The sequence below is a fragment of the Pseudomonas sp. lyk4-R2A-10 genome, from assembly GCF_030209075.1.
Taxonomy (GTDB): domain Bacteria; phylum Pseudomonadota; class Gammaproteobacteria; order Pseudomonadales; family Pseudomonadaceae; genus Aquipseudomonas; species Aquipseudomonas glycinae.
In genome coordinates, this window is the sequence record NZ_JARVSR010000015.1 from 172,098 (window position 1) to 194,080 (window position 21,983).

General features: G+C 64.3%; 2 protein-coding genes. Both read left to right on the forward strand.

The features are described from left to right. Nucleotides 1–173: 173 nt before the first annotated feature. Complete coding sequence (locus tag QRN46_RS25970) at nt 174–6,584, forward strand: non-ribosomal peptide synthetase (protein WP_285358145.1); 6,411 nt, start codon at nt 174–176, stop codon at nt 6,582–6,584. A gap of 185 nt (nt 6,585–6,769) precedes the next feature. After that, the coding region (locus tag QRN46_RS25975) for a non-ribosomal peptide synthetase (protein ID WP_502942410.1) at nt 6,770–21,983 on the forward strand (15,214 nt) is incomplete at its 3' end.

A 21,983-nucleotide genomic window follows, 5' to 3' on the forward strand; every position in this document is an offset into this window, starting at 1 on the left:
TCCTACAGGATTTTCAGCCATTTCTTTCCGAACTATTAGGGGGATCGCTGACTTGTCCGACGCTGTTGGTTCACAGGGTTGTACGAAGAGAGGGAAGTTGTCCGGGTTTCACGTGTCATGCGGGTTTCAGGGCCGATGCTTGAATACGCGCCAAATCACGTGAGATGGATCTTATGAACCAATTTGCTGCCGACGCGGCGGACGGTCTGTCCGCGATTTCCGAGGCTTTCCCGCTGACCGCTGCCCAGCGCGATATCTGGCTCGATCAATTGCGTCAGGGAAATTCGCCGATGTACAACATCGGTGGCTATGTCGAACTGACCGGGCCGCTGGATCCGGCGCTGATGCAGACAGCTCTCGAGGGGCTCGTGGCCCGGCATGACGCCATGCGCACCAGCCTGCTGCCGGGGGCCGGCGAGCATGGGCTGCCATTGCAGCGTTTCGCGCGATCGATGCCGGTGCCGATGCCGGTGCACGATTTACGCAGCCATCCCGATCCATACGCCGCAGCGCGCCAACTGACGCAGGAAAACATCGAGCAGCTGTTTACGCTGGATGGCGGTCCGTTGTTTCGGTTTAGTCTGCTCTGGCTCGATGACGACCGTCATTGGCTCTCACTCCAGGCCCATCACTTGATCGTTGATGGCTGGGGGTTCGGCGAGATGCTCAAGTCCCTCGACGAGATCTACAACGCGCTCGCGCTCGGGCAACTGCCGCCCGATTCGGCGCCGTCCTATGTCGATTTCATCCGCGACGATGCGCGGTATTTTCAGTCCGCCCGTTATGCCCGCGACCGTGCGTATTGGCTGGACAAATACCAGCACCGTCCCGAGCCGCTGTTGTTGCCGCGTTACCAGGAGCGCTTTGCCGGCGCTGCGGCACCCACCCGGATTTTCTCGCAGGTGTTTCCGGCTCGCTTGCACGAGCGCATGAAGCAGGTGGCCCGAGAGTACGGTGCGTCGGCGTTTCACGTGTTGCTGGCAGCGATCCATGTGTACTTCAGCCGCAGCGCCCAGCGTGACGAATGGGTGGTGGGCGTGCCGCTGCTCAACCGTTCCGGCGCCCGGTTCAAATCGACCCTGGGGCTGTTCACCCAGGTCAGCGCGGTGCGCATGGGGTTTGGTCGCGAGTTGTCATTCAAGACGCTGGTCAAGGCGATTCACGACGAATTGAAAAAAGACTTCCGCCACCAGCGTTTTCCCTTGAGCGAGATGAACCGCGCCCTCGGTTTGCTGCGCGAGGATCGCTCGCAGCTGTTCGAAGTGACCGTGTCCTATGAGCGCGACGCCCATGAATATCGCTATGGCGAAGCACAGGGGCGGGTGGTCAAAGTGTCGAACCACGAAGAGGGTACGCCGCTGTCCGTGCACTTGCGCAGCAGCCGGGGCGACGACGAGGACAGTCTCTACATGGTGTACAACGAGGCCTACTTTGACGCCAACGAAGTCGCGGCGCTGAGCGGGCGCTTGCTGTGGGTGCTGGAGCAGGGGCTTGAAGAACCGGCGCTGGCAGTGGGCGACTTCAGCCTGAGCCTGCCGGCCGAATCGGCGTTGCTACAGCAATGGAATGACACGCGCGTTGAATTCCCCCAAGACCTGACCATTCACCAGCGCATCGAAGCGCAATCGGCGGCGCGGCCGGACGCGGTAGCGGCTGAATCCCTGGGACAGCAGCTGACCTATGCCGAGCTGAACCGACAGGCCAACGCCCTGGCCCATCATTTGATCGGGCTCGGCGTGCGACCCGACGACCGTGTGGCGCTGGTCGCCCGACGAGGGCTGGACACGCTGGTCGCGCTGCTGGCGATTCTCAAATCCGGCGCCGGTTACGTGCCGGTCGATCCGGCCCATCCTGCGGAACGCCTGAGCTATTTATTGCGCGACAGTGCTCCGGCCATGGTCCTGACCCAGCGCGATTTGCGCGAACGCTTGCCGGTGCTGGACGTGTCGCTGATCGAAATCGATTCGCGCGGCTGGCCGATCAACGATCTCAACCCCGACGTCTCGGGGCTGACCTCCGCGCACCTGGCCTACGTGATCTACACCTCCGGCTCCACCGGCCAGCCCAAGGGCGTGATGGTCGAACATCACACGTTATCGAATCTGGTCGACTGGCATTGCACAGCCTTCGATCTGTGGGCCGGTCGCCACGCTTCAAGCCTTGCCGGCTTCGGCTTCGACGCCATGGCCTGGGAAGTCTGGCCCGCCCTGTGTGTCGGCGCGACCCTGCACCTGGCGCCGTCTCGTGACGGTGGCGAAGACATCGACGCGCTGCTCGACTGGTGGCGCGCGCAACCGCTGGACGTGAGTTTCCTGCCGACCCCGATTGCCGAATACGCCTTCAGTCGCCACGTCGAACACCCGACCCTGCGCACGCTGCTGATCGGCGGTGATCGCCTGCGTCAGTTCAATCGCGAGCAGACGTTCGCGGTGATCAACAACTACGGCCCGACCGAAGCGACGGTGGTCGCTACCTCGGGCCGAATCGGGCCAGGCCGGACGCTGCACATCGGCAAACCCGTGAGCAATGCCACGGCCTATCTGCTGGATGACCGACAACGCCCGGTGCCGATTGGCGTGGCCGGTGAGCTGTACGTCGGCGGCGCCGGGGTGGCACGGGGTTACTTCAACCGGCCGGAGCTGACCGCCGAACGTTTCCTCGACGATCCATTCAGCCGCCAGCCCAACGCGCGGATGTACCGCACCGGCGACCTCGCACGCTGGCGCCCGGACGGCACTATCGAATACCTGGGCCGCAACGACGATCAGGTGAAAATCCGTGGGGTGCGCATCGAACCCGGCGAGATTGAAGCGGCGTTGAGCCGCCATGAATCCGTGCGCGATGCGGTGGTGCAGGTACGCGACGGGCAATTGCTGGCCTGGTTCACCGAACGCCAGCCGCTGGATATCACGCAGCTGCATGCTCACCTCAAGACCCGTCTGCCCAGCGCGATGCTGCCATCGGCTTACGTACGCTTGACGGCGTTGCCCCTGACGGCCAACGGCAAACTGGATCGCCAGGCGTTGCCGGCACCGGGGCCGGAGGCATTGATCCGCCGCGAGTACGAGGCCCCGCAAGGCGACGTCGAAATCCTCCTGGCGCAGATCTGGGCTGAGGTGCTGCAAGTCGAAAAGGTCGGGCGTCACGATCACTTCTTTGAACTCGGCGGGCACTCGTTGCTGGCGGTCAACCTGATCGAACGCATGCGCCAGCTCGGCATGAGCAGCGATGTGCGCGTGCTGTTCGGCCAGCCGACCCTGGCGGCACTGGCCGCGTCGGTGGGCAGTGGCCGCGAGGTCGAAGTGCCGGCCAACCGCATTCCGCAAGGTTGCACGCGGATCACGCCGGACCTGTTGCCGTTGGTTGAACTGGATCAGGCCACCCTCGACCGGATCATCGCCACGGTGCCGGGCGGGGCGGCCAACGTGCAGGATATTTATCCGTTGGCGCCGTTGCAGGAAGGCATTCTTTATCACCACATCACTGCCGCGCAGGGCGATCCATACCTGCTGCAATCGCAACTGGCGTTCGCCAGCGTCGAGCGGGTCGAGGCCTATGCGGCGGCGCTGCGTCAGGTCATGGCGCGCCACGATATTTTGCGCACCGCCGTGGTCTGGGAAGGCTTGACCAACCCGGTGCAGGTGGTCTGGCGCGAAGCCGAATTGCCGGTGCAGGAAATCACCCTCGATCCGGCCGAGGGCGATGTCCTCGCGCAACTGCACGCGCGCTTCGATGCCCGACGTTATCGCATCGACGTCTGTCAGGCGCCGCTGATCCGGCTGATGTATGCGCGCGATCCGGCCCACGGGCGGATCGTGGGGATTCTGTTGTTCCATCACCTGGCGCTGGATCACATTGCGCTGGAAGTCCTGCGCCATGAAATGCGCGCCAACCTGCTGGGGCTCGATGAACCGCTGCCGCCAGCGGTGCCGTATCGCAATTACGTGGCCCAGACCCGACTCGGTGTCAGCGAGCAGGAACATGAAGCGTTCTTCCGCGAGATGCTTGCCGATATCGACGAACCGACCCTGCCGTTCGGTTTGCAGGACGTGCAGGGCGACGGGCGTGGTATCGATGAAGCCGTACGCACGCTTGAGCCTGAACTGGACCGGCGATTGCGCCTTCAGGCGCGGCAGGCCGGCGTCAGCGTGGCCAGCCTGATTCACCTGGCATGGGCGCAGGTGCTGGCGGCGACCTCGGGGCAGCAACACGTGGTGTTCGGCACCGTGTTGATGGGTCGCATGCAAGGCGGCGAGGGCGCGGACCGGGCACTCGGGGTGTTCATCAATACTTTGCCATTGCGGGTGGACATGGACCGGAGCGCGCAGGAGGCGGTTCAGCTCACCCACGGCCGACTGACCGACTTGCTCGGGCACGAACATGCATCACTGGCGCTGGCCCAGCGTTGCAGCGGCGTTGCGTCACCGGCACCGCTGTTCAGTGCGTTGCTCAACTATCGGCACACCGACCTTGAGGCCCAGGAATCGGCGTCGGACCAAGCCTGGCAAGGCATCCAGACCCTGGACAACGAAGAGCGCACCAACTACCCGATGACCCTGAGCGTCGATGATCTGGGCAACGCCTTGCAGATCACCACGCGGACCCTTATCAGCATCGGTGCCCGGCGCATCGGCGACTACGTGCAGACCGCGTTGCAGGCACTGGTCGATACCCTTGAGCAGGCACCGCAACAGCCGCTGAATCGCTTGCCGATACTGCCGGCAGCAGAGCTTGAGCAATTGCTGGTCGAGTTCAATGCCAGCGAAGTCGATTGCCCGCTCGATCAGCCGCTTCAGGTGTTGTTCGAGCAACAAGTCCAGCGCAGGCCGGACGCCATCGCATTGCAGGCTGGCGAGCAACAACTGACCTATCGCCAATTGAACGAACAGGCCAACCGTCTGGCGCATCATCTACGCGAGCACGGCGTGCAACCCGATTCGCGGGTGGCGATCTGTGTCGAACGCAGCCTGGACCTGGTGGTCGGCCTGCTCGGCATTCTCAAGGCGGGCGGCGCGTACGTGCCGCTGGATCCCGACTATCCGCTGGAACGCCTGCATTACATGCTGCAGGACAGCGCCCCGGTGGCGGTGCTGATCCATGACGTTACTCGCAATTTGTTGGGCGATCCGGGTGTGCCGGTCATCGATTTCGACCGTTGCACCTGGCAGCACGCGTCGACTGAAAACCTGCAAATACCGGGTCTGAGCGCTTCAAACCTGGCCTACATGATCTACACCTCGGGCTCCACCGGCACGCCGAAGGGCGTGATGATCGAACACCGAAGCGCCTGCAACATGGTGCACTGGGGCTCGCAGATCAGCCCGCCGACCGAGCACGGCGCGCTGTTGCAGAAGGCGCCGTTCAGCTTCGACAGTTCGGTGTGGGAGATTTTCTGGCCGCTGTGTTCCGGCCTGCGGCTGGTGCTGGCGCGTCCCGACGGCAATCGCGATTCGGCCTATGTGACCCGAGTGATTCGCGAAGGGCAGATCACCGTGGTCAAGTTCGTGCCGGCGCTGCTGCAACAGTTCATCGAACAGGACGATGTCAGCCAGTGCACCAGCCTGACCGACGTGCTCAACGGTGGCGGCGAACTGACCGCCGCACTGGCCCGGCGTGTCCGCGAGCGCCTGCCATGGGTGCGCCTGCATAACGTCTACGGCCCGACCGAAACCACCGTCGACAGCACTGGCTGGACACTGGAACCGGACCAACCGGTGCCGGAGGCCGTGGTGCCAATCGGCAAGGCCCTGAGCAATACCCGGCTCTACGTGCTGGACGCCCACGATCAACCGGTGCCATTCGGCGTCAGCGGCCACCTGCACATCGGCGGGGTCGGGGTCGCGCGGGGGTATCTGGGCTTGTCGCAGATGCAGGCCGAGCGCTTCATCGACAGCCCGTTCGTGGCCGGTGATCGCCTGTACCGTACCGGCGATCTGGTGCGCTACCGGGCGGACGGCAACCTCGAATTCCTCGGCCGCAACGACTTCCAGATCAAGCTGCGCGGCCTGCGTCTGGAGCCTGGGGAAATCGAGGCGCGGCTGATCGAGCATCCGGCCGTGCGTGAAGCAGTGGTGCTGGTGCGGGACGAGCGGCTGGTGGCGTATTTCACCGGGCGCGAAGGCTTCGACGCGCCCCCCATCGAAACCTTGCGCGCCCATGTGCTGGAGCGTTTGCCGGAGTACATGGCACCGGGCGCTTACGTAAAACTCGACGCGTTGCCCCTGACTCCCAACGACAAGGTCGACCGCAAAGCCTTGCCGGCACCGGGAGCGGAGGCGGTACTCAGTCGCCGCTACGAGGCGCCCGAGGGCGAAGTCGAAATCCGGCTGGCGCAGATCTGGGCCGAAGTGCTGCAACTGGAGCAGGTCGGGCGCAATGACCACTTCTTTGAGCTGGGCGGGCATTCGTTGCTGGCGGTCAGCCTGGTGGCCCGCATGCGTCAGGCCGGGCTGCACGTCGATGCGCGGACGCTGTTCAGCCAGCCGACTCTGGCCGCGCTGGCGGCGCAAACCTCGGACCAGGCAAAACAGCTGGAAGTGCCGCCAACCACCATACCGACGCTCAACCGCAAACGCCGGCTCTGAGCCGACACCGGCGCCGACTCGCGGTTCCCGCGGATCGGCGCCGTGACTGATCGGTCACGGGGCTTGTCCCCGCTTCCCATGTCAGACACCCAAGCCCCGATGTTTTAGTTTTTCCAGGCTGCGCGCGACCGCACGGACTCGCCGCTGCGCGCTCCTTTTTCCCGAATTTACAGCAGGTTACCCCCATGCAATTTCGCGAGCTGATGGCTGCTATTTCCACCCATGCGATCCGCCTTCAACAGGACGATGAAGACCTGGTCATTCTGGGCAACGACGACGCGCTCGACGATGCGTTGTGGGACAGCCTCGCCAAACACAAGGCGCAGTTGCTGGAGCTGGTGGCGAGCCACGGCGGCGACTGGTCGAGTCCGGCGCTGCGCATCACCCCGGACATGCTGCCGCTGGTGCAACTGGATCAGCCGGCCATCGACCGCATCGTCGCCACCGTGCCGGGCGGCGTGGCGAATGTGCAGGACATCTATCCGCTGGCGCCATTGCAGGAAGGCATGTTGTATCTGCACCTGGCGGCTGGCGAAGGCGATCTGTATGTGCAACAGGCGCAGTTCACCTTCGACAATCACCAGCGCCTCGATGCATTTGCCCAGGCACTGCAATGGGTGATCGACCGTCACGACATTCTGCGTACCTCGTTTGTCTGGGAGCGCCTGGACGAGCCGGTGCAAGTGGTCTGGCGCCAGGCGCCGCTGGTCTGCGAAGAGGTGGAAGCCGACACGTCCACCGATGTGTTCAGTCAGTTGCAGGCGCGCTACGACGCCCGTCATTTGCGCCTCGATCTGCAACAGGCACCGCTGCTGCGTCTGGTGTTCGCCCGGGATCCGGCGCAGGGCCGGATCGTGGCGCTGCTGCTGTTCCATCACATGATCATCGACCACGTTGCGCTGGACGTGGTGCGCCGGGAAATCCAGGCCTGGCTGCAAGGGCAGACCGAACAGGTCGCGCCGGCGGTGCCGTTTCGCAATCACCTGGCGCGGGCGCGCATGGCGCTCGATGAGCAGGCCCACGAAGCGTTCTTCCGCGAGATGCTCGGCGATATCGACGAGCCGACGTTGCCGTGGGGCTTGCAGGATGTTCACGGCGGCGGACAGGACTTCGAAGATGCGCAACTGATGCTCGGCGACGCACTGAACCTGCGACTGCGCACGCAGGCGCGGCAACTCGGTGTGAGCGTGGCGAGCCTGATGCACCTGGCGCTGGCGCGGGTGTTGGGCCAGTTGTCCGGGCGCACCTCGGTGGTGTTCGGCACCGTGTTGCTCGGACGAATGGAGGCGGGCGACGGCGGTGAGCAGGCGTTGGGCATGTTCATCAACACCTTGCCGTTGCGGGTCGATGTCGGGGCGCAAAGCGTCCACGACGGCGTGCTCGCCACGCACCGTCGGCTGAGCGCCTTGCTCGCTCATGAACAGGCCTCGCTGGCATTGGCCCAGCGTTGCAGCGCGTTGAGTGCGCAGACGCCGTTGTTCAGCGCCATGCTCAATTACCGTCACAGTGCTGTCGGTGACGTTGCCGAGGTGATCGACCTGGCCCCCGGTGTCCAGGTGTTGAGTGGCAAGGAGCCGACCAACTATCCGCTGACCCTGAGCGTCGATGATCTGGGCAGTGGTTTCCGGTTGTCCGCCATCGCTCCGAGCGGCATTGGCGCCGAACGCGTTTGCGGATACGTGCAAACCGTTCTAGACGCCTTGCTCGATGCCCTGGAGCAATCGCCCGAGACGCCGATCAACCAGTTGCCCGTTTTGCCGGCACACGAGCGGCAGCAATTGCTGGTGGGCTTCAACGACAGTCACGTCGATCTCGATCTGGAACAGACCGTTCACCGTCTGTTCGAGGCGCAGGTCGAGCGTACGCCGCAGGCCGTCGCGTTGCAGTCCGGCGCGCAGTCACTGACGTACGTTGAACTCAATATGCGGGCCAATCGCCTGGCTCATCGGTTGCTCGAGTTGGGTGTCGGGCCGGATACGCCGGTGGCGATCTGTGTCGAGCGCGGACCTGAACTGGTGATCGGTCTGCTGGGCATTCTCAAGGCTGGCGGTGCTTACGTGCCGCTGGATCCGGCCTACCCGGCGGAACGCCTGAACTACATGCTCAAGGACAGCGCGCCAGTGGCGCTGCTGGCGCACGGCGCGACCCGGGCGCTGGTCGAGGCGGGCGGCGTGCCGTTGCTCGATTTCGATCAGGATCACTGGCAGGACTATCCCGAGCACAATCCTCAGGTGCCGGGCCTGAACGCTTCGAACCTGGCCTACGTGATCTACACCTCCGGCTCCACCGGCACGCCGAAAGGCGTGATGGTCGAGCACCGTGGCCTGGGCAATCTGCTTCATTGGAGCTCGCAGGTTTGCCCGCCGGTGGCGGACGGCGCCCTTTTGCAGAAAACCCCTTACAGTTTCGACGCCTCGGTCTGGGAGCTGTTCTGGCCGCTGACGGCCGGCCTGCGTCTGGTGCTGGCGCGTCCCGATGCGCACTTCGAACCGGCGTACCTGACGCAAGTGGTGCAGGAGCAGCGCATCAGCGTGATCCAGTTCGTCCCGGCGTTGTTGCAACAGTTCCTCGACGTGGAAAACGTCAGCCAATGCACCAGCCTTACGGATGTTTTCTGTGGCGGCGGCGAGCTGACGCCAGAGCTGGGCCGCCAGGTGCGCGAGCGTCTGCCGCAGGTTCGCTTGCATAACGTCTACGGCCCGACCGAAACCACTGTCGACAGCAGCGTGTGGACGCTGGAGCCATCGATGCCGGTGCCAGAGGCGCTGTTGCCTATCGGTCGGCCAGTCAGCAATACCCGTTTGTACATTCTCGATGAACAACTGCAACCGCTGCCGTTGGGCGTGGCCGGTGAGTTGTACATCGGCGGCGTGCAAGTGGCGCGGGGTTACTTGAACCTTGCGTCGCTCACCGCCGAGCGCTTCCTCGACGATCCGTTCAGCGATCAGCCGAACGCGCGGCTGTACCGCACGGGTGACCGGTGCCGCTACCGGGCCGACGGTAACCTTGAATACCTCGGTCGCAATGACGATCAGGTAAAGGTTCGCGGCCTGCGTATCGAACTCGGGGAAATTCAGACGCGCCTGACTCAACTCGCTACCGTGCTTGCGGCCGAAGTGCTGGTGCGCGAAGACGTGGCTGGCGATCCTCGGCTGGTGGCGTACTACACCGGCGGGCCGCTGGAGATCGGCGAACTGCGCAGCCATCTGCTGGAGCAGTTGCCGGATTACATGGTGCCGACGGCGTTCGTTCATCTCGCCGCCATGCCCCTGAGCCCCAACGGCAAACTCGACCGCAAAGCCTTGCCGGCACCGGATCAAAGCAGTCAGATGTTGCGCGGATATGAGGCGCCGGTCGGTGATGTGGAATGCCGCATCGCCGAAATCTGGCAAGCCTTGCTGAACGTCGAGCGGGTCGGTCGTCATGACAATTTCTTCGAGCTGGGCGGCCATTCCTTGCTGGCCGTGAAGCTGGTCGAGCGCATGCGCCAGCAGGAATTGAGCTGCGACGTGCGCGTCCTGTTCGGTCGGCCAACCGTGGCGGGGCTGGCGGCCACCCTGGGCGCGTCGTCCAGCGTTCAAGTGCCGGTCAATCGCATCACCCCTGACTGCCAACACATCACGCCAGACATGTTGCCCCTGGCCTCACTGGATCAGGCCGGCATCGACCGGGTAGTGGAAAGCGTCCCTGGCGGGGTCGCCAATGTGCAGGACATCTATGCGCTGGCGCCGTTGCAGGCGGGGATTGTGTATCACCACATGGCCGCGACTGCGGGCGATCCTTATGTGTTGCAGGCGCAATTCGTATTTGACGGGATCAAATCGATCAAGGCGTTCGTGCGCGCCGTCAACGTGGTGATCGCGCGCCACGACATCCTGCGTTCCAGCGTGGTCTGGGAAGGCCTCGAAGAACCGGTGCAAGTGGTCTGGCGTGCGGCGCCACTGGCGCTTGAACGAGCAGATCACGAGGCACTGGAAGGCGACGTGCTGCAACAGATGCAGGCACGTTTCGACCCGCGGCACTATCGTCTGAATCTGGGCCGCGCACCGATGATGCGCTTCGCCTACACCGAGGATCCGCAGCAACAACGTTGGGTCGGCATCCTGCTGATGCACCACTTGATGCTCGATCACACCGCGCTGGAAGTGCTGGTGAGCGAGATGAACAGCGTGCTGCACGGTCACGCCGCCGAACTGGCGACCCCGGTGCAATACCGCAACTACGTCGCGCAGGCTCGGCTTGGCGCGAATGCCGAGGCGCACGAAGAGTTTTTCCGCCACATGCTCGGCGACATCGACGAGCCGACCCTGGCGTTCGGCGTGCAGGACGTGCACGGCGACGGCAGCGCCGTGGTCGACAGCCAGCTCACGCTGGACACCGCACTGGCCTTGCGTCTGCGCGAGCAGGCGCGGCGGCTCGGCATCAGTGTGGCGAGTCTGGCGCACCAGGCCTGGGCACAGGTCCTGGCGCAGATCAGCGGTCGGGACGAGGTGGTGTTCGGTACGGTGCTGCTGGGCCGGATGCAGGGTGGCGAGGGTGCCGACCGGGCGTTGGGCCTGTTCATCAACACCTTGCCGCTGCGAGTCAGCGTGACCGCCACAGCGGTGCGCGAAAGTGTGCTTGCCACCCATGAACGGCTGGCGCAATTGCTCGCGCATGAGCAAGCGTCACTGGCGCTGGCCCAGCGTTGCAGCGGGGTTTCCGGCTCGCTGCCGCTGTTCGGCACGTTGCTCAACTATCGCCATAGCGCGCCGCAGGCTGCGGGGCTGACGCTGGGTGGCATTGAATTGCTCAGCTCCCGCGAGCGCAGCAACTATCCGCTGGTGGTCAGCGTCGATGACCTTGGCGAAGGTTTGCGTCTGAGCGTGCAAGCGGTGCCGGGCATCGACGGTGCGCGGGTCTGCGAGTACATCAATGTTGCCTTCGACAGTCTGGTGCAGGCGCTGGAGCAGACGCCGCAACGGGGCGTCGATCAGTTGTCGACTTTGCCGCCAGATGAGCGTCGGGAGTTGTTGGTCGGGTTCAATGCTACCCAGCGGGAATACCCGTCGGGGTCGACGGTTCATGGTCTGTTCGAACTGCAAGTGAAACTGCATCCGCAAGCCGTGGCGGCGGTGCATGGCAACGCGGCGTTGACCTATGACGAGCTGAATCAACGGGCCAACCGACTGGCCCACTTTCTGATCGGGCAGGGCGTGCAACCGGGCGACCCTGTGGCGATTCTGCTGCCGCGTTCGCTGGATCTGCTGGCTGCGCAACTGGCCATCGGCAAGTGCGCGGCGGCTTATGTGCCGCTGGATATCAACGCTCCGGGCGAGCGTCAGGCGTTCATGGTTGAGGACAGCTCGGCGAAAGTGCTGTTGACCTTGAGCACTGAGACGGTTGATTACGCCGTGCGCCGGATCGACCTCGATGCGCTGAAACTCGATGCGCAACCGCCGCACAATCCGGACCTGCCGCAGTCTTCGGAATCCGTGGCCTACATCATGTACACCTCCGGTTCCACCGGCACGCCGAAGGGTGTGATGGTGCCGCACCGGGCGATCGGTCGGCTGGTGATCAACAACGGCTACGCCGATTTCAATGCGCAGGACCGCGTGGCGTTTGCCTCCAACCCGGCGTTCGATGCCAGCACCATGGACGTCTGGGGCCCGTTGCTCAACGGCGGGCGAGTGGTAGTGATCGATCACGCGACCTTGCTTGATCCTCACGCATTCGGACAGGAATTGGCGGCCTCGGGCGCCACGATCCTGTTCGTCACCACCGCGCTGTTCAACCAGTACGTTCAACTGATCCCCGAGGCACTGAAGGGCCTGCGCATTGTGCTCTGCGGCGGTGAACGCGCCGACCCGGCGGCCTTCCGCCGTTTGCTCGCCGAGGCGCCGGACCTGCGCATAATCCACTGCTATGGCCCAACCGAAACCACCACCTACGCCACGACGTTTGAAGTGCGCGAAGTGTCGGAAACCGCCGAAAGCGTGCCGATTGGCGGCCCGATCTCCAACACCCAGGTCTACGTGCTTGACGCCCGTCAGCAACCCGTACCGATGGGCGTGACCGGCGAGCTGTACATCGGCGGGCAAGGCGTGGCGCTGGGCTATCTGAGTCGCCCGGATCTGACTGCCGAGAAATTCCTGCAAGACCCATTCAGCGAGCAACCGGGCGCGCTGCTGTATCGCACCGGCGACCTCGCACGCTGGCTCGCGCCGGGCCAACTGGAATGCATCGGCCGTAACGACGATCAGGTGAAGATCCGCGGCTTCCGCATCGAACTCGGGGAAATCGAAAATCGCCTGCTGAACTGCGACGGTGTCAAGGAAGCCATCGTGCTGGCCCGTCAGGACGGCCAGGAACCATTGCGCCTCGTAGCCTATTTCACCGCCGAAAAGGGCGTGGACAGCGCCAGTTTGCGCGAACAATTGCAAGCGCGCCTGCCGGAATACATGGTGCCCTCGGCCTGGGTGCAGCTCGATGCGTTGCCGTTGAACAACAACGGCAAGGTCGACCGCAAGGCCTTGCCGCTGCCGGACCCGAGCGCCTGGCTCAGCCAGGCATACGAAGCCCCGCAAGGCCCGGTGGAAACCGCGCTGGCGCAGATCTGGGTGGATGTCCTGAAGCTGGAAAAAGTCGGTCGCCACGACAACTTCTTCGAACTGGGCGGCCATTCATTGCTGGCGGTGAGCCTGATCGAGCGCCTGCGCCGGATCGGCCTGAGCACCGACGTGCGCGTGCTGTTCAGTCAGCCGACCCTGGCCGCGCTGGCTGCGGCGGTGGGCAGCGGTCGGGAGATCGAAGTGCCGGCCAACCGCATTCCTGCCGGTTGCACCCACATCACCCCGGACCTGCTGAGCCTCACCGAACTGGATCAGACCAGCATCGACCGGATCGTCGCCAGCGTGCCGGACGGCGCTGCCAACGTGCAGGAAATCTATCCGCTGGCGCCGTTGCAGGAAGGCATCCTTTATCACCACTTGAGCGCGGAGCAGGGCGACCCGTACCTGCTGCAATCGCGGCTGGCCTTCGACAGCGTCGAGCGCCTGCGCACCTTCACCGACACCTTGCAGCAGGTCATCGCTCGCCACGACATCCTGCGCACCAGCGTTGTCCACGAAGGTCTCGCCACCCCTCATCAAGTGGTGTGGCGCCACGCCGAACTGGTGGTTCAGCACGTGACGCTGGACCCGGCGCAGAGCGACATCCTCAAGCAGTTGCACGAGCGTTTCGACGCCCGTCACTACCGCCTCGACATCAGCCAGGCGCCGCTGCTGCGTATGGTCTATGCCGAAGATCCGAAACAGCAATGCGTGGTGGCGATCCTGCTGTCCCATCACCTGATCCTCGATCACACGGCGCTGGAAGTGATCGTCGAGGAAATGCGCGGTGTGATGTTCGGTGAGGTCGATCACCTTTCGGCGCCGATTCCCTATCGCAATTACGTGGCTCAGGCACGCCTGGGGCTCAGCGAGCTGGAACACGAAACGTTCTTCCGCGAAATGCTCGGCGACATCGATGAGCCGACCCTGCCACTCGGTCTGCGGGACGTGCAGGGCGACGGTCACGGCGTCGAGGAAGCGCTGCAACCGGTGGCTGCCGAACTCAATCTGCGCTTGCGTGAACAGGCGCGACAACTGGGCGTGAGCGCGGCCAGCCTGATGCACTTGGCCTGGGCGCAGGTGCTGGGCGTGCTGTCGAACCGTCGCGATGTGGTGTTCGGCACGGTGATGATGGGGCGGATGCAGGGTGGTGATGGTGCCGACCGGGCGCTGGGGGTGTTCATCAACACCTTGCCGCTGCGCATCGATATCGGCGCCGGCGCGCGGGAAGGAGTCAAAGCGACCCACGCACGGCTGACGGCATTGCTCGGGCATGAACATGCTTCGCTGGCGCTGGCCCAGCGTTGCAGTGGTGTCGCGGCGTCGTCGCCGTTGTTCAGCGCCTTGTTCAACTACCGCCACAGCGCCCCTGCGCAGCCGTCACAAAACGGGCAGGGCATCTGGGAGGGCGTGCAAAAACTCGGTGGTGAAGAGCGCACCAACTATCCGCTGACCCTGAGCGTGGACGATCTGGGCGAAGGCTTTGCCTTGTCGGTGCTGGCGGTCAGCCAGATCGGCGCGCAGCGGATTTGCAGTTACATGCACACCGCGCTGGAGCAACTGGTGCAGGCGCTGGAACAGACGCCGCAAAAACCGTTGAACCGCTTGCCGATCCTTTCGACTGCGGAGCTGGAACGTCTGGTCGACGGCTTCAATCCACCGGTCACGGCCTATCCCCGTGGCGCGACGATTCACGCAATGGTCGAGGTGCAGGCCGAGCGCAACCCGCATGCCCTCGCCGTGATTCAAGGTGCGCAACAGCTGACCTACGGGCAGCTCAACCAGCGTGCCAACCGACTGGCCCATCATTTGATCGGTCTAGGCGTGCAACCGGACGACCGCGTCGCGCTCTGCGTGCGTCGTGGCCCGCAGATGCTGGTCGGCCTGCTGGCGATTCTCAAGGCCGGCGCCGGTTATGTGCCGGTGGATCCTGCGCATCCGGCGGAACGCATTGCCTACCTGTTGCAGGACAGCGATCCGGTGGCCGTGCTCGCACAGGCTTCGACCCGGGAGCTGCTGGGCATGATGCCGGTGATCGATCTGGACAGCGACGCCTGGCAACACCTGCCCGACAGCAACCCGCAACTGCCGTACCTGACTCCGGCAAATCTTGCGTACGTGATCTACACCTCGGGCTCCACCGGCCAGCCGAAAGGCGTGATGGTCGAACACGCGACCCTGGAAAACCTTGTGCACTGGCACGCCGAAGCTTTCGACCTGCACGCCGGCAGCCACACCGCCAGCGTGGCCGGGTTCGGCTTCGATGCGATGGCCTGGGAAGTCTGGCCGGCGTTGTGCGTCGGCGCGACGTTGCACCTGCCGCCGGAAACGGTGAGCAACGAGCACCTGGACGAGTTGCTCGACTGGTGGCGCGCGCAGCCGTTGCAGGTCAGCTTCCTGCCGACGCCGGTAGCCGAATACGCCTTCAGCCGCGAGCTGCAACACCCGACCTTGCGTACCTTGCTGATCGGTGGCGACAAGCTGCGTCAGTTCAACCGTGCACAAACCTTCGCAGTGATCAACAACTACGGCCCGACTGAGGCCACCGTGGTCGCCACGTCCGGCCCGGTGGAAGTCGGCCAGCCGCTGCACATCGGCCGGCCTATGGCGAACGCCCGCATCTATCTGCTCGATGACCAGCAACGTCCGGTGCCAGTAGGTGTCACGGGCGAGATGTACGTCGCCGGCGCTGGCGTGGCGCGGGGTTATCTGAACCGTCCCGATCTGACTGCCGAACGCTTCCTTACTGATCCGTTCAGCGATCAGCCGCAGGCGCGGATGTACCGCACCGGAGACCTTGCACGCTGGCTGGCGGACGGCAATATCGAGTATCTGGGTCGCAACGACGATCAGGTCAAACTGCGCGGCGTGCGGGTTGAACTGGGGGAAATCGAAGCGGCGCTGGCCAGCCATCCGGCGGTGCAGGACGCGGTGGCGCTGGTGCGCGACGGGCAGTTGCTGGCGTGGTTCACCGAGCGTGCGCCGGCCGATATCGAAGCCCTGCGCAATCATCTGCAAACCCGTTTGCCGCAAGCGCTGATCCCGGCGGCTTACGTGCGACTCGACGCCTTGCCGCTGACAGCCAACGGCAAACTCGACCGCAAGGTCTTGCCGGAACCGGATCAGAACGCCTGGCTCAGCCGTGAATACGCAGCCCCGCAAGGCCCGATGGAAACCGCGCTGGCGCAGATCTGGGCCGATGTCCTGAAACTGGAAAAAGTCGGACGCCACGACAACTTTTTCGAACTGGGCGGCCACTCGCTGCTGGCCGTGAGCCTGATCGAACGCCTGCGTCAGATCGGCCTGAGTAGCGACGTGCGTGTGCTGTTCAGCCAGCCAACGCTGGCTGCACTGGCCGCAACGGTGGGCAGCGGTCGCGAAATCGAAGTGCCGGCCAATCGCATTCCTGCTGATTGCATCCATATCGCCCCGGACCTGTTGAGCCTGGCGGAACTGGATCAGCCGAGCATTGACCGCATTGTTGCCACGGTGCCCGGCGGTGCTGTGAACGTGCAGGACATTTACCCACTGGCACCGTTGCAGGAAGGCATCCTTTACCACCACTTGAGCGCGGAGCAGGGCGATCCGTACCTGCTGCAATCGCGGCTGGCCTTCGACAGCGTCGAACGTGTGGAAGCGTTCGCGGCCGCGCTACGCCAGGTTGTTGCCCGTCACGACATCCTGCGCACGGCGGTGATCTGGCAGGAACTGGCCGAGCCGATGCAAGTGGTGTGGCGTCAAGTCGAGCTGCCGGTGCAGGAGATCGTGCTTGATCCGGCGGATGGCGACATCCTCGAGCAGTTGCACGGGCGTTTCGATGCCCGGCACTACCGGCTCGACATCAGCCAGGCACCGCTGCTGCGTCTGGTGTATGCCCGTGATCCGGTCCACGGTCGGGTGGTTGCGATGTTGCTGTTCCACCATGTGGTGATGGATCACACCGCGCTGGACGTGGTGCAGCACGAAATGCTCGCCTGCCTGCAAGGGCGCGAAGCCTCGCTGGGCGCGGCCGTGCCTTACCGCAACTACGTGGCGCAGGCGCGGCTGGGCGTCAGCGAGCAGGAGCACGAGGCGTTCTTCCGCGACATGCTCGGCGACATCGACGAGTCGACCCTGCCGTTCGGCTTGCAGGATGTACAAGGTGACGGTCGCGACATTGAGGAAACGCAACAGGCCCTGACCGCCGCCACCGGCCAGCGTCTACGCAGCCTCGCGCGGCAACTGGGCATCAGCGTGGCCAGCCTGTTCCATCTCGCTTGGGCGCAGGTGCTGGCGGCGACGTCCGGGCAGGAGCGGGTGGTATTCGGCACGGTGCTGATGGGCCGGATGCAGGGCGGCGAGGGGGCCGACCGGGCGCTGGGGATGTTCATCAACACCTTGCCGCTGCGGGTCGATCTCGGAGATACGCCAGTGCGCGAAGGGGCTCGGGCGACGCATGCGCGGCTCAGTGCGCTGCTCGGCCATGAACACGCGTCACTGGCGCTGGCCCAGCGTTGCAGCGGCGTGGCCGCGCCTTCGCCGCTGTTCAGTTCGATGCTCAACTACCGGCACAGCGCCGACGAGGCGCAACAGCAAAACCTGCGTCAGGCCTGGCAAGGCATCGAGACCCTGAGCAGCGAAGAACGCACCAACTATCCGCTGAGTCTGGGTGTCGATGATCTGGGCAGCGGTTTTGTGCTCACCGCCATGACCCCGGCGAGCATTGGTTCGCAGCGCATCTGCGACTACATGCAGACCGCGCTGGAGACACTGGCGAATGCTTTGGAACAGGCACCGGATCAGTCGCTGAACCGCTTGCCGATCCTTGACAGCGCAGAGCGTCAGCATGTCGTTTACGACCTCAACGTCACCGGGACCGCAGACAATCTGGAGCACACCGTTCATGGGCTGTTCGAGGCGCAAGTGCAGCGCACGCCGCAAGCCATCGCGTTGCAGGCCGGTGAACAGCGGCTGACCTACGCCGAACTCAACGCACAGGCCAATCGACTGGCCCATCATCTGCGCGAACTGGGCGTGGGGCCGGATTCGCGGGTGGCGATCTGCGTCGAGCGCGGGCTGGAGCTGATGGTCGGTCTGCTCGGCATCCTCAAGGCGGGCGGTGCCTATGTGCCGCTGGATCCGGCGTACCCGGCAGAGCGTCTGGATTACATGCTCAAGGACAGCGCGCCGGTAGCGGTGCTGGTGCACGGTGCGACGCGTGAGTTGCTGGATGAGAGCACCGCGCTGGTGATCGATCTGGATCAGGCTCATTGGACATTCAACCCGGATGACAACCCGCAAGTGCTGGGCCTGAGCGCTTCGAACCTGGCCTACGTGATCTACACCTCCGGTTCCACCGGGGCGCCGAAAGGCGTGATGGTCGAGCATCGCGGCGTGGGCAATCTGCTGCACTGGAGTTCGCAGCTGTGTCCCGCCGTGACGGACGGCGCCCTGTTGCAGAAAACCCCATTCAGTTTCGATGCCTCGGTCTGGGAGCTGTTCTGGCCATTGAGCGCCGGTTTGCGGCTGGTACTGGCGCGTCCCGACGGGCACCGCGAACCGGCGTATCTGGCGCAGGTGATTCGCGAGCAGCGGGTCAGCGTGATCCAGTTCGTGCCGGTGCTGTTGCAACAGTTCCTCGAGCAGGACGACGTCAGCCAGTGCAGCAGCCTCACCGATGTGTTCTGTGGCGGCGGCGACCTGACGCCGGCGCTGGCTCGCCTTGTGCGCGAGCGTTTGCCGCAAGTGCGTTTGCACAACGTTTACGGCCCGACTGAAGCCACGGTCGACAGCACGGTGTGGACGCTGGAGCCGTCAATGGCGGTACCGGACAGCGCGTTGCCGATCGGACGGCCGATCAACAACACCCGTCTCTACGTACTCGACGCTGCCAAACGGCCGGTGCCTATGGGCGTCATCGGTCAGTTGTTCATTGGTGGTGCCGGGGTTGCGCGGGGCTATCTGGGCCTGCCGCAATTGATGGCCGAACGGTTCACCCCGAGCCCGTTCGTGGCTGGCGATCGGCTGTACGCCACGGGCGACCTGGTGCGTTACCGCGCCGATGGCCAGCTCGAATTCATCGGGCGCAACGACTTCCAGGTCAAGCTGCGTGGCCTGCGCCTGGAACCGGGTGAAATCGAAGCGCAACTGCTCAGCCATCCGGCCCTGCGTGAAGCCGTGGTGCTGGTGCGTGAGGAACGTCTGGTGGCGTACTTCACCTGGCACGCCGAGGCCGGGCAACCTGGGATCGAGGCGTTGCGCGAACACTTGCTCGCACGCTTGCCGGATTACATGGTGCCGTCGGCATTCGTCGCGCTCGACAGCCTGCCGCTGAGCCCCAACGGCAAGGTGGATCGCAAGGCGCTGCCGGCCCCCGGTGCCGAGTCGGTGCTGGTGCGTGAATACGAGCCGCCGGTCGGCGAGACCGAAATCGCCCTGGCCCGGTTGTGGGCTGAGGTGCTGAAGGTCGAGCGGGTCGGGCGTCACGATCACTTCTTTGAACTGGGCGGGCACTCGCTGCTGGCGGTGAGCCTGATCGAACGCATGCGTCAGATCGGCCTGAGCACCGACGTGCGTGTGCTGTTCAGTCAGCCGACCCTGGCCGCACTGGCCGCCGCCGTGGGCAGCGGGCGGGAAATCGAAGTGCCGGCCAATCGCATCGCGGCCAATTGCACCCACATCACCCCGGACATGCTGACGCTGGTGTCGCTGGATCAAGCCGCCATCGACCGTGTGGTGTCCAGCGTGCCGGGTGGCGCTGCCAACGTGCAGGATATCTATCCGCTGGCGCCGTTGCAGGAAGGCATTCTTTATCACCACTTGAGTGCGGGAGAAGGCGATCCCTACCTGCTGCAATCGCGGTTGGCGTTCGACAGCCTTGAGCGTCTGCAGCGTTTCAGCGCGGCATTGCAACACGTCATTGACCGCCATGATGTTCTGCGTACGGGCGTGGTGTGGGAAGGCTTGAGCGTGCCGGTGCAGGCCGTGTGGCGTCAGGCTGAGCTCGTGGTGCAGGAGGTTTCGCTCGATCCTGCGGCCGGCGACATTCTTGAACAACTGCACGCCCGGTTCGATGCGCGGCATTACCGCCTCGACATTGCTCAGGCGCCGTTGCTGCGCCTGGTGTTCGCCCGTGATCCGGCCCATGGCCGGGTGGTGGCGATGCTGCTGTTCCATCACATCGTGCTCGACCACACCGCGCTGGAAGTGGTGCGCCACGAAATGCAGGCGTACCTGCGCGGGGCCGACGAGCCGTTGCCGGCGGCGGTGCCGTACCGCAATTACGTGGCGCAGGCGCGGTTGGGCGTCACGGAGCAGGAACATGAAGCATTCTTCCGCGACATGCTCGGCGACATCGCCGAGCCGACTTTGCCGTTCAACCTGCGCGATGTGCGTGGCGACGGACGCGGCATCGAGGAAGTGCAGCAAGAACTCGACAACGGCCTGAACCTGCGCCTGCGCAGTCAGGCGCGGCAGTTGGGCATCAGCGTGGCCAGCCTGTTCCACCTCGCGTGGGCCCAGGTATTGGCGGCGACCTCCGGGCAAGACAATGTGGTGTTCGGCACCGTGCTGATGGGCCGGATGCAGGGTGGCCAGGGCGCTGACCGTGCGCTGGGCATGTTCATCAACACCTTGCCGTTGCGGGTCGATCTGGGGGAGACCCCGGTGCGCGAAGCGGTCAAGGCGACGCATCAGCGTCTCACCGCACTGTTGGGGCATGAGCATGCTTCGCTGGCATTGACCCAGCGTTGCAGCGGGATTGCGGCGACGTCGCCGTTGTTCAGCGCGATGCTCAACTACCGGCACAGCCATGGTTCAGAGCATTCGGACAGCGTGATTCAGGCCTGGCAAGGCATCGAGACCCTGAGCAGTGAAGAACGTACCAACTATCCACTGAGCCTGAATGTCGATGACCTGGGCAACGGTTTCTCGTTGATTGCCATGGTGCCGACGGACATCGGTGCGCAGCGGATTTGCGATTACATGCAATCGGCGTTGGTGGGATTGGTTGAGGCGCTGGAACAGGCACCGACGCAGGCGATGAATCGCTTGCCGGTTCTTGAGGGGGCTGAGCGGCAGCGGCTGTTGTTCGACTTCAACGCGACCGACGTTGGCTATGACCTTCAGCAAAGCATCCACGGTTTGTTCGAGGCGCAGGTCTTGCGCACGCCGCAGGCTGTGGCGGTGCTTTCCGGTGAACAGCGACTGAGTTATGCCGAGCTGAATGCTCGGGCCAACCGTCTGGCCCATCACCTGCGCGGTTTGGGCGTGGGCCCGGATGCGCGGGTGGCGATCTGTGTCGAGCGTGGGCTGGACATGGTGGTCGGGCTGCTGGCGATCCTGAAGGCCGGCGGCGGTTATGTGCCGCTGGATCCGGCGTATCCGCTGGAGCGTCTGGCTTACATGCTGAAGGACAGCGCGCCGTCGGCGGTGTTGGTGCAGGGCTCGACTCGCGCCTTGCTGGGTGAGGTGGCGGTGCCGGTAGTCGATCTGGATCACGACACTTGGCAATCATTGTCGGCTGATAACCCTTCGGTCGATGGGCTGACTCCGCAGCACACGGCTTACGTGATCTACACCTCGGGCTCGACCGGCCAACCGAAAGGCGTGATCAACGAGCACAGCGGGGTGGTCAACCGCTTGCTGTGGATGCAGGACGCCTATCGCCTGACGGCTGAAGATTCAGTGCTGCAAAAGACGCCGTTCAGCTTCGACGTTTCGGTCTGGGAGTTTTTCTGGCCGCTGATGACCGGCGCGCGACTGGTGATGGCCCGTCCGGGCGGGCACAAGGATCCGCTGTACCTCAGCGAAGTGATCGAACAACAGC

What these genes read in the sequence shown, in the direction of transcription:
- QRN46_RS25970 (WP_285358145.1), top strand. Translation starts at nt 174, where the DNA reads ATGAACCAATTTGCTGCCGACGCGGCGGACGGTCTGTCCGCGATTTCC.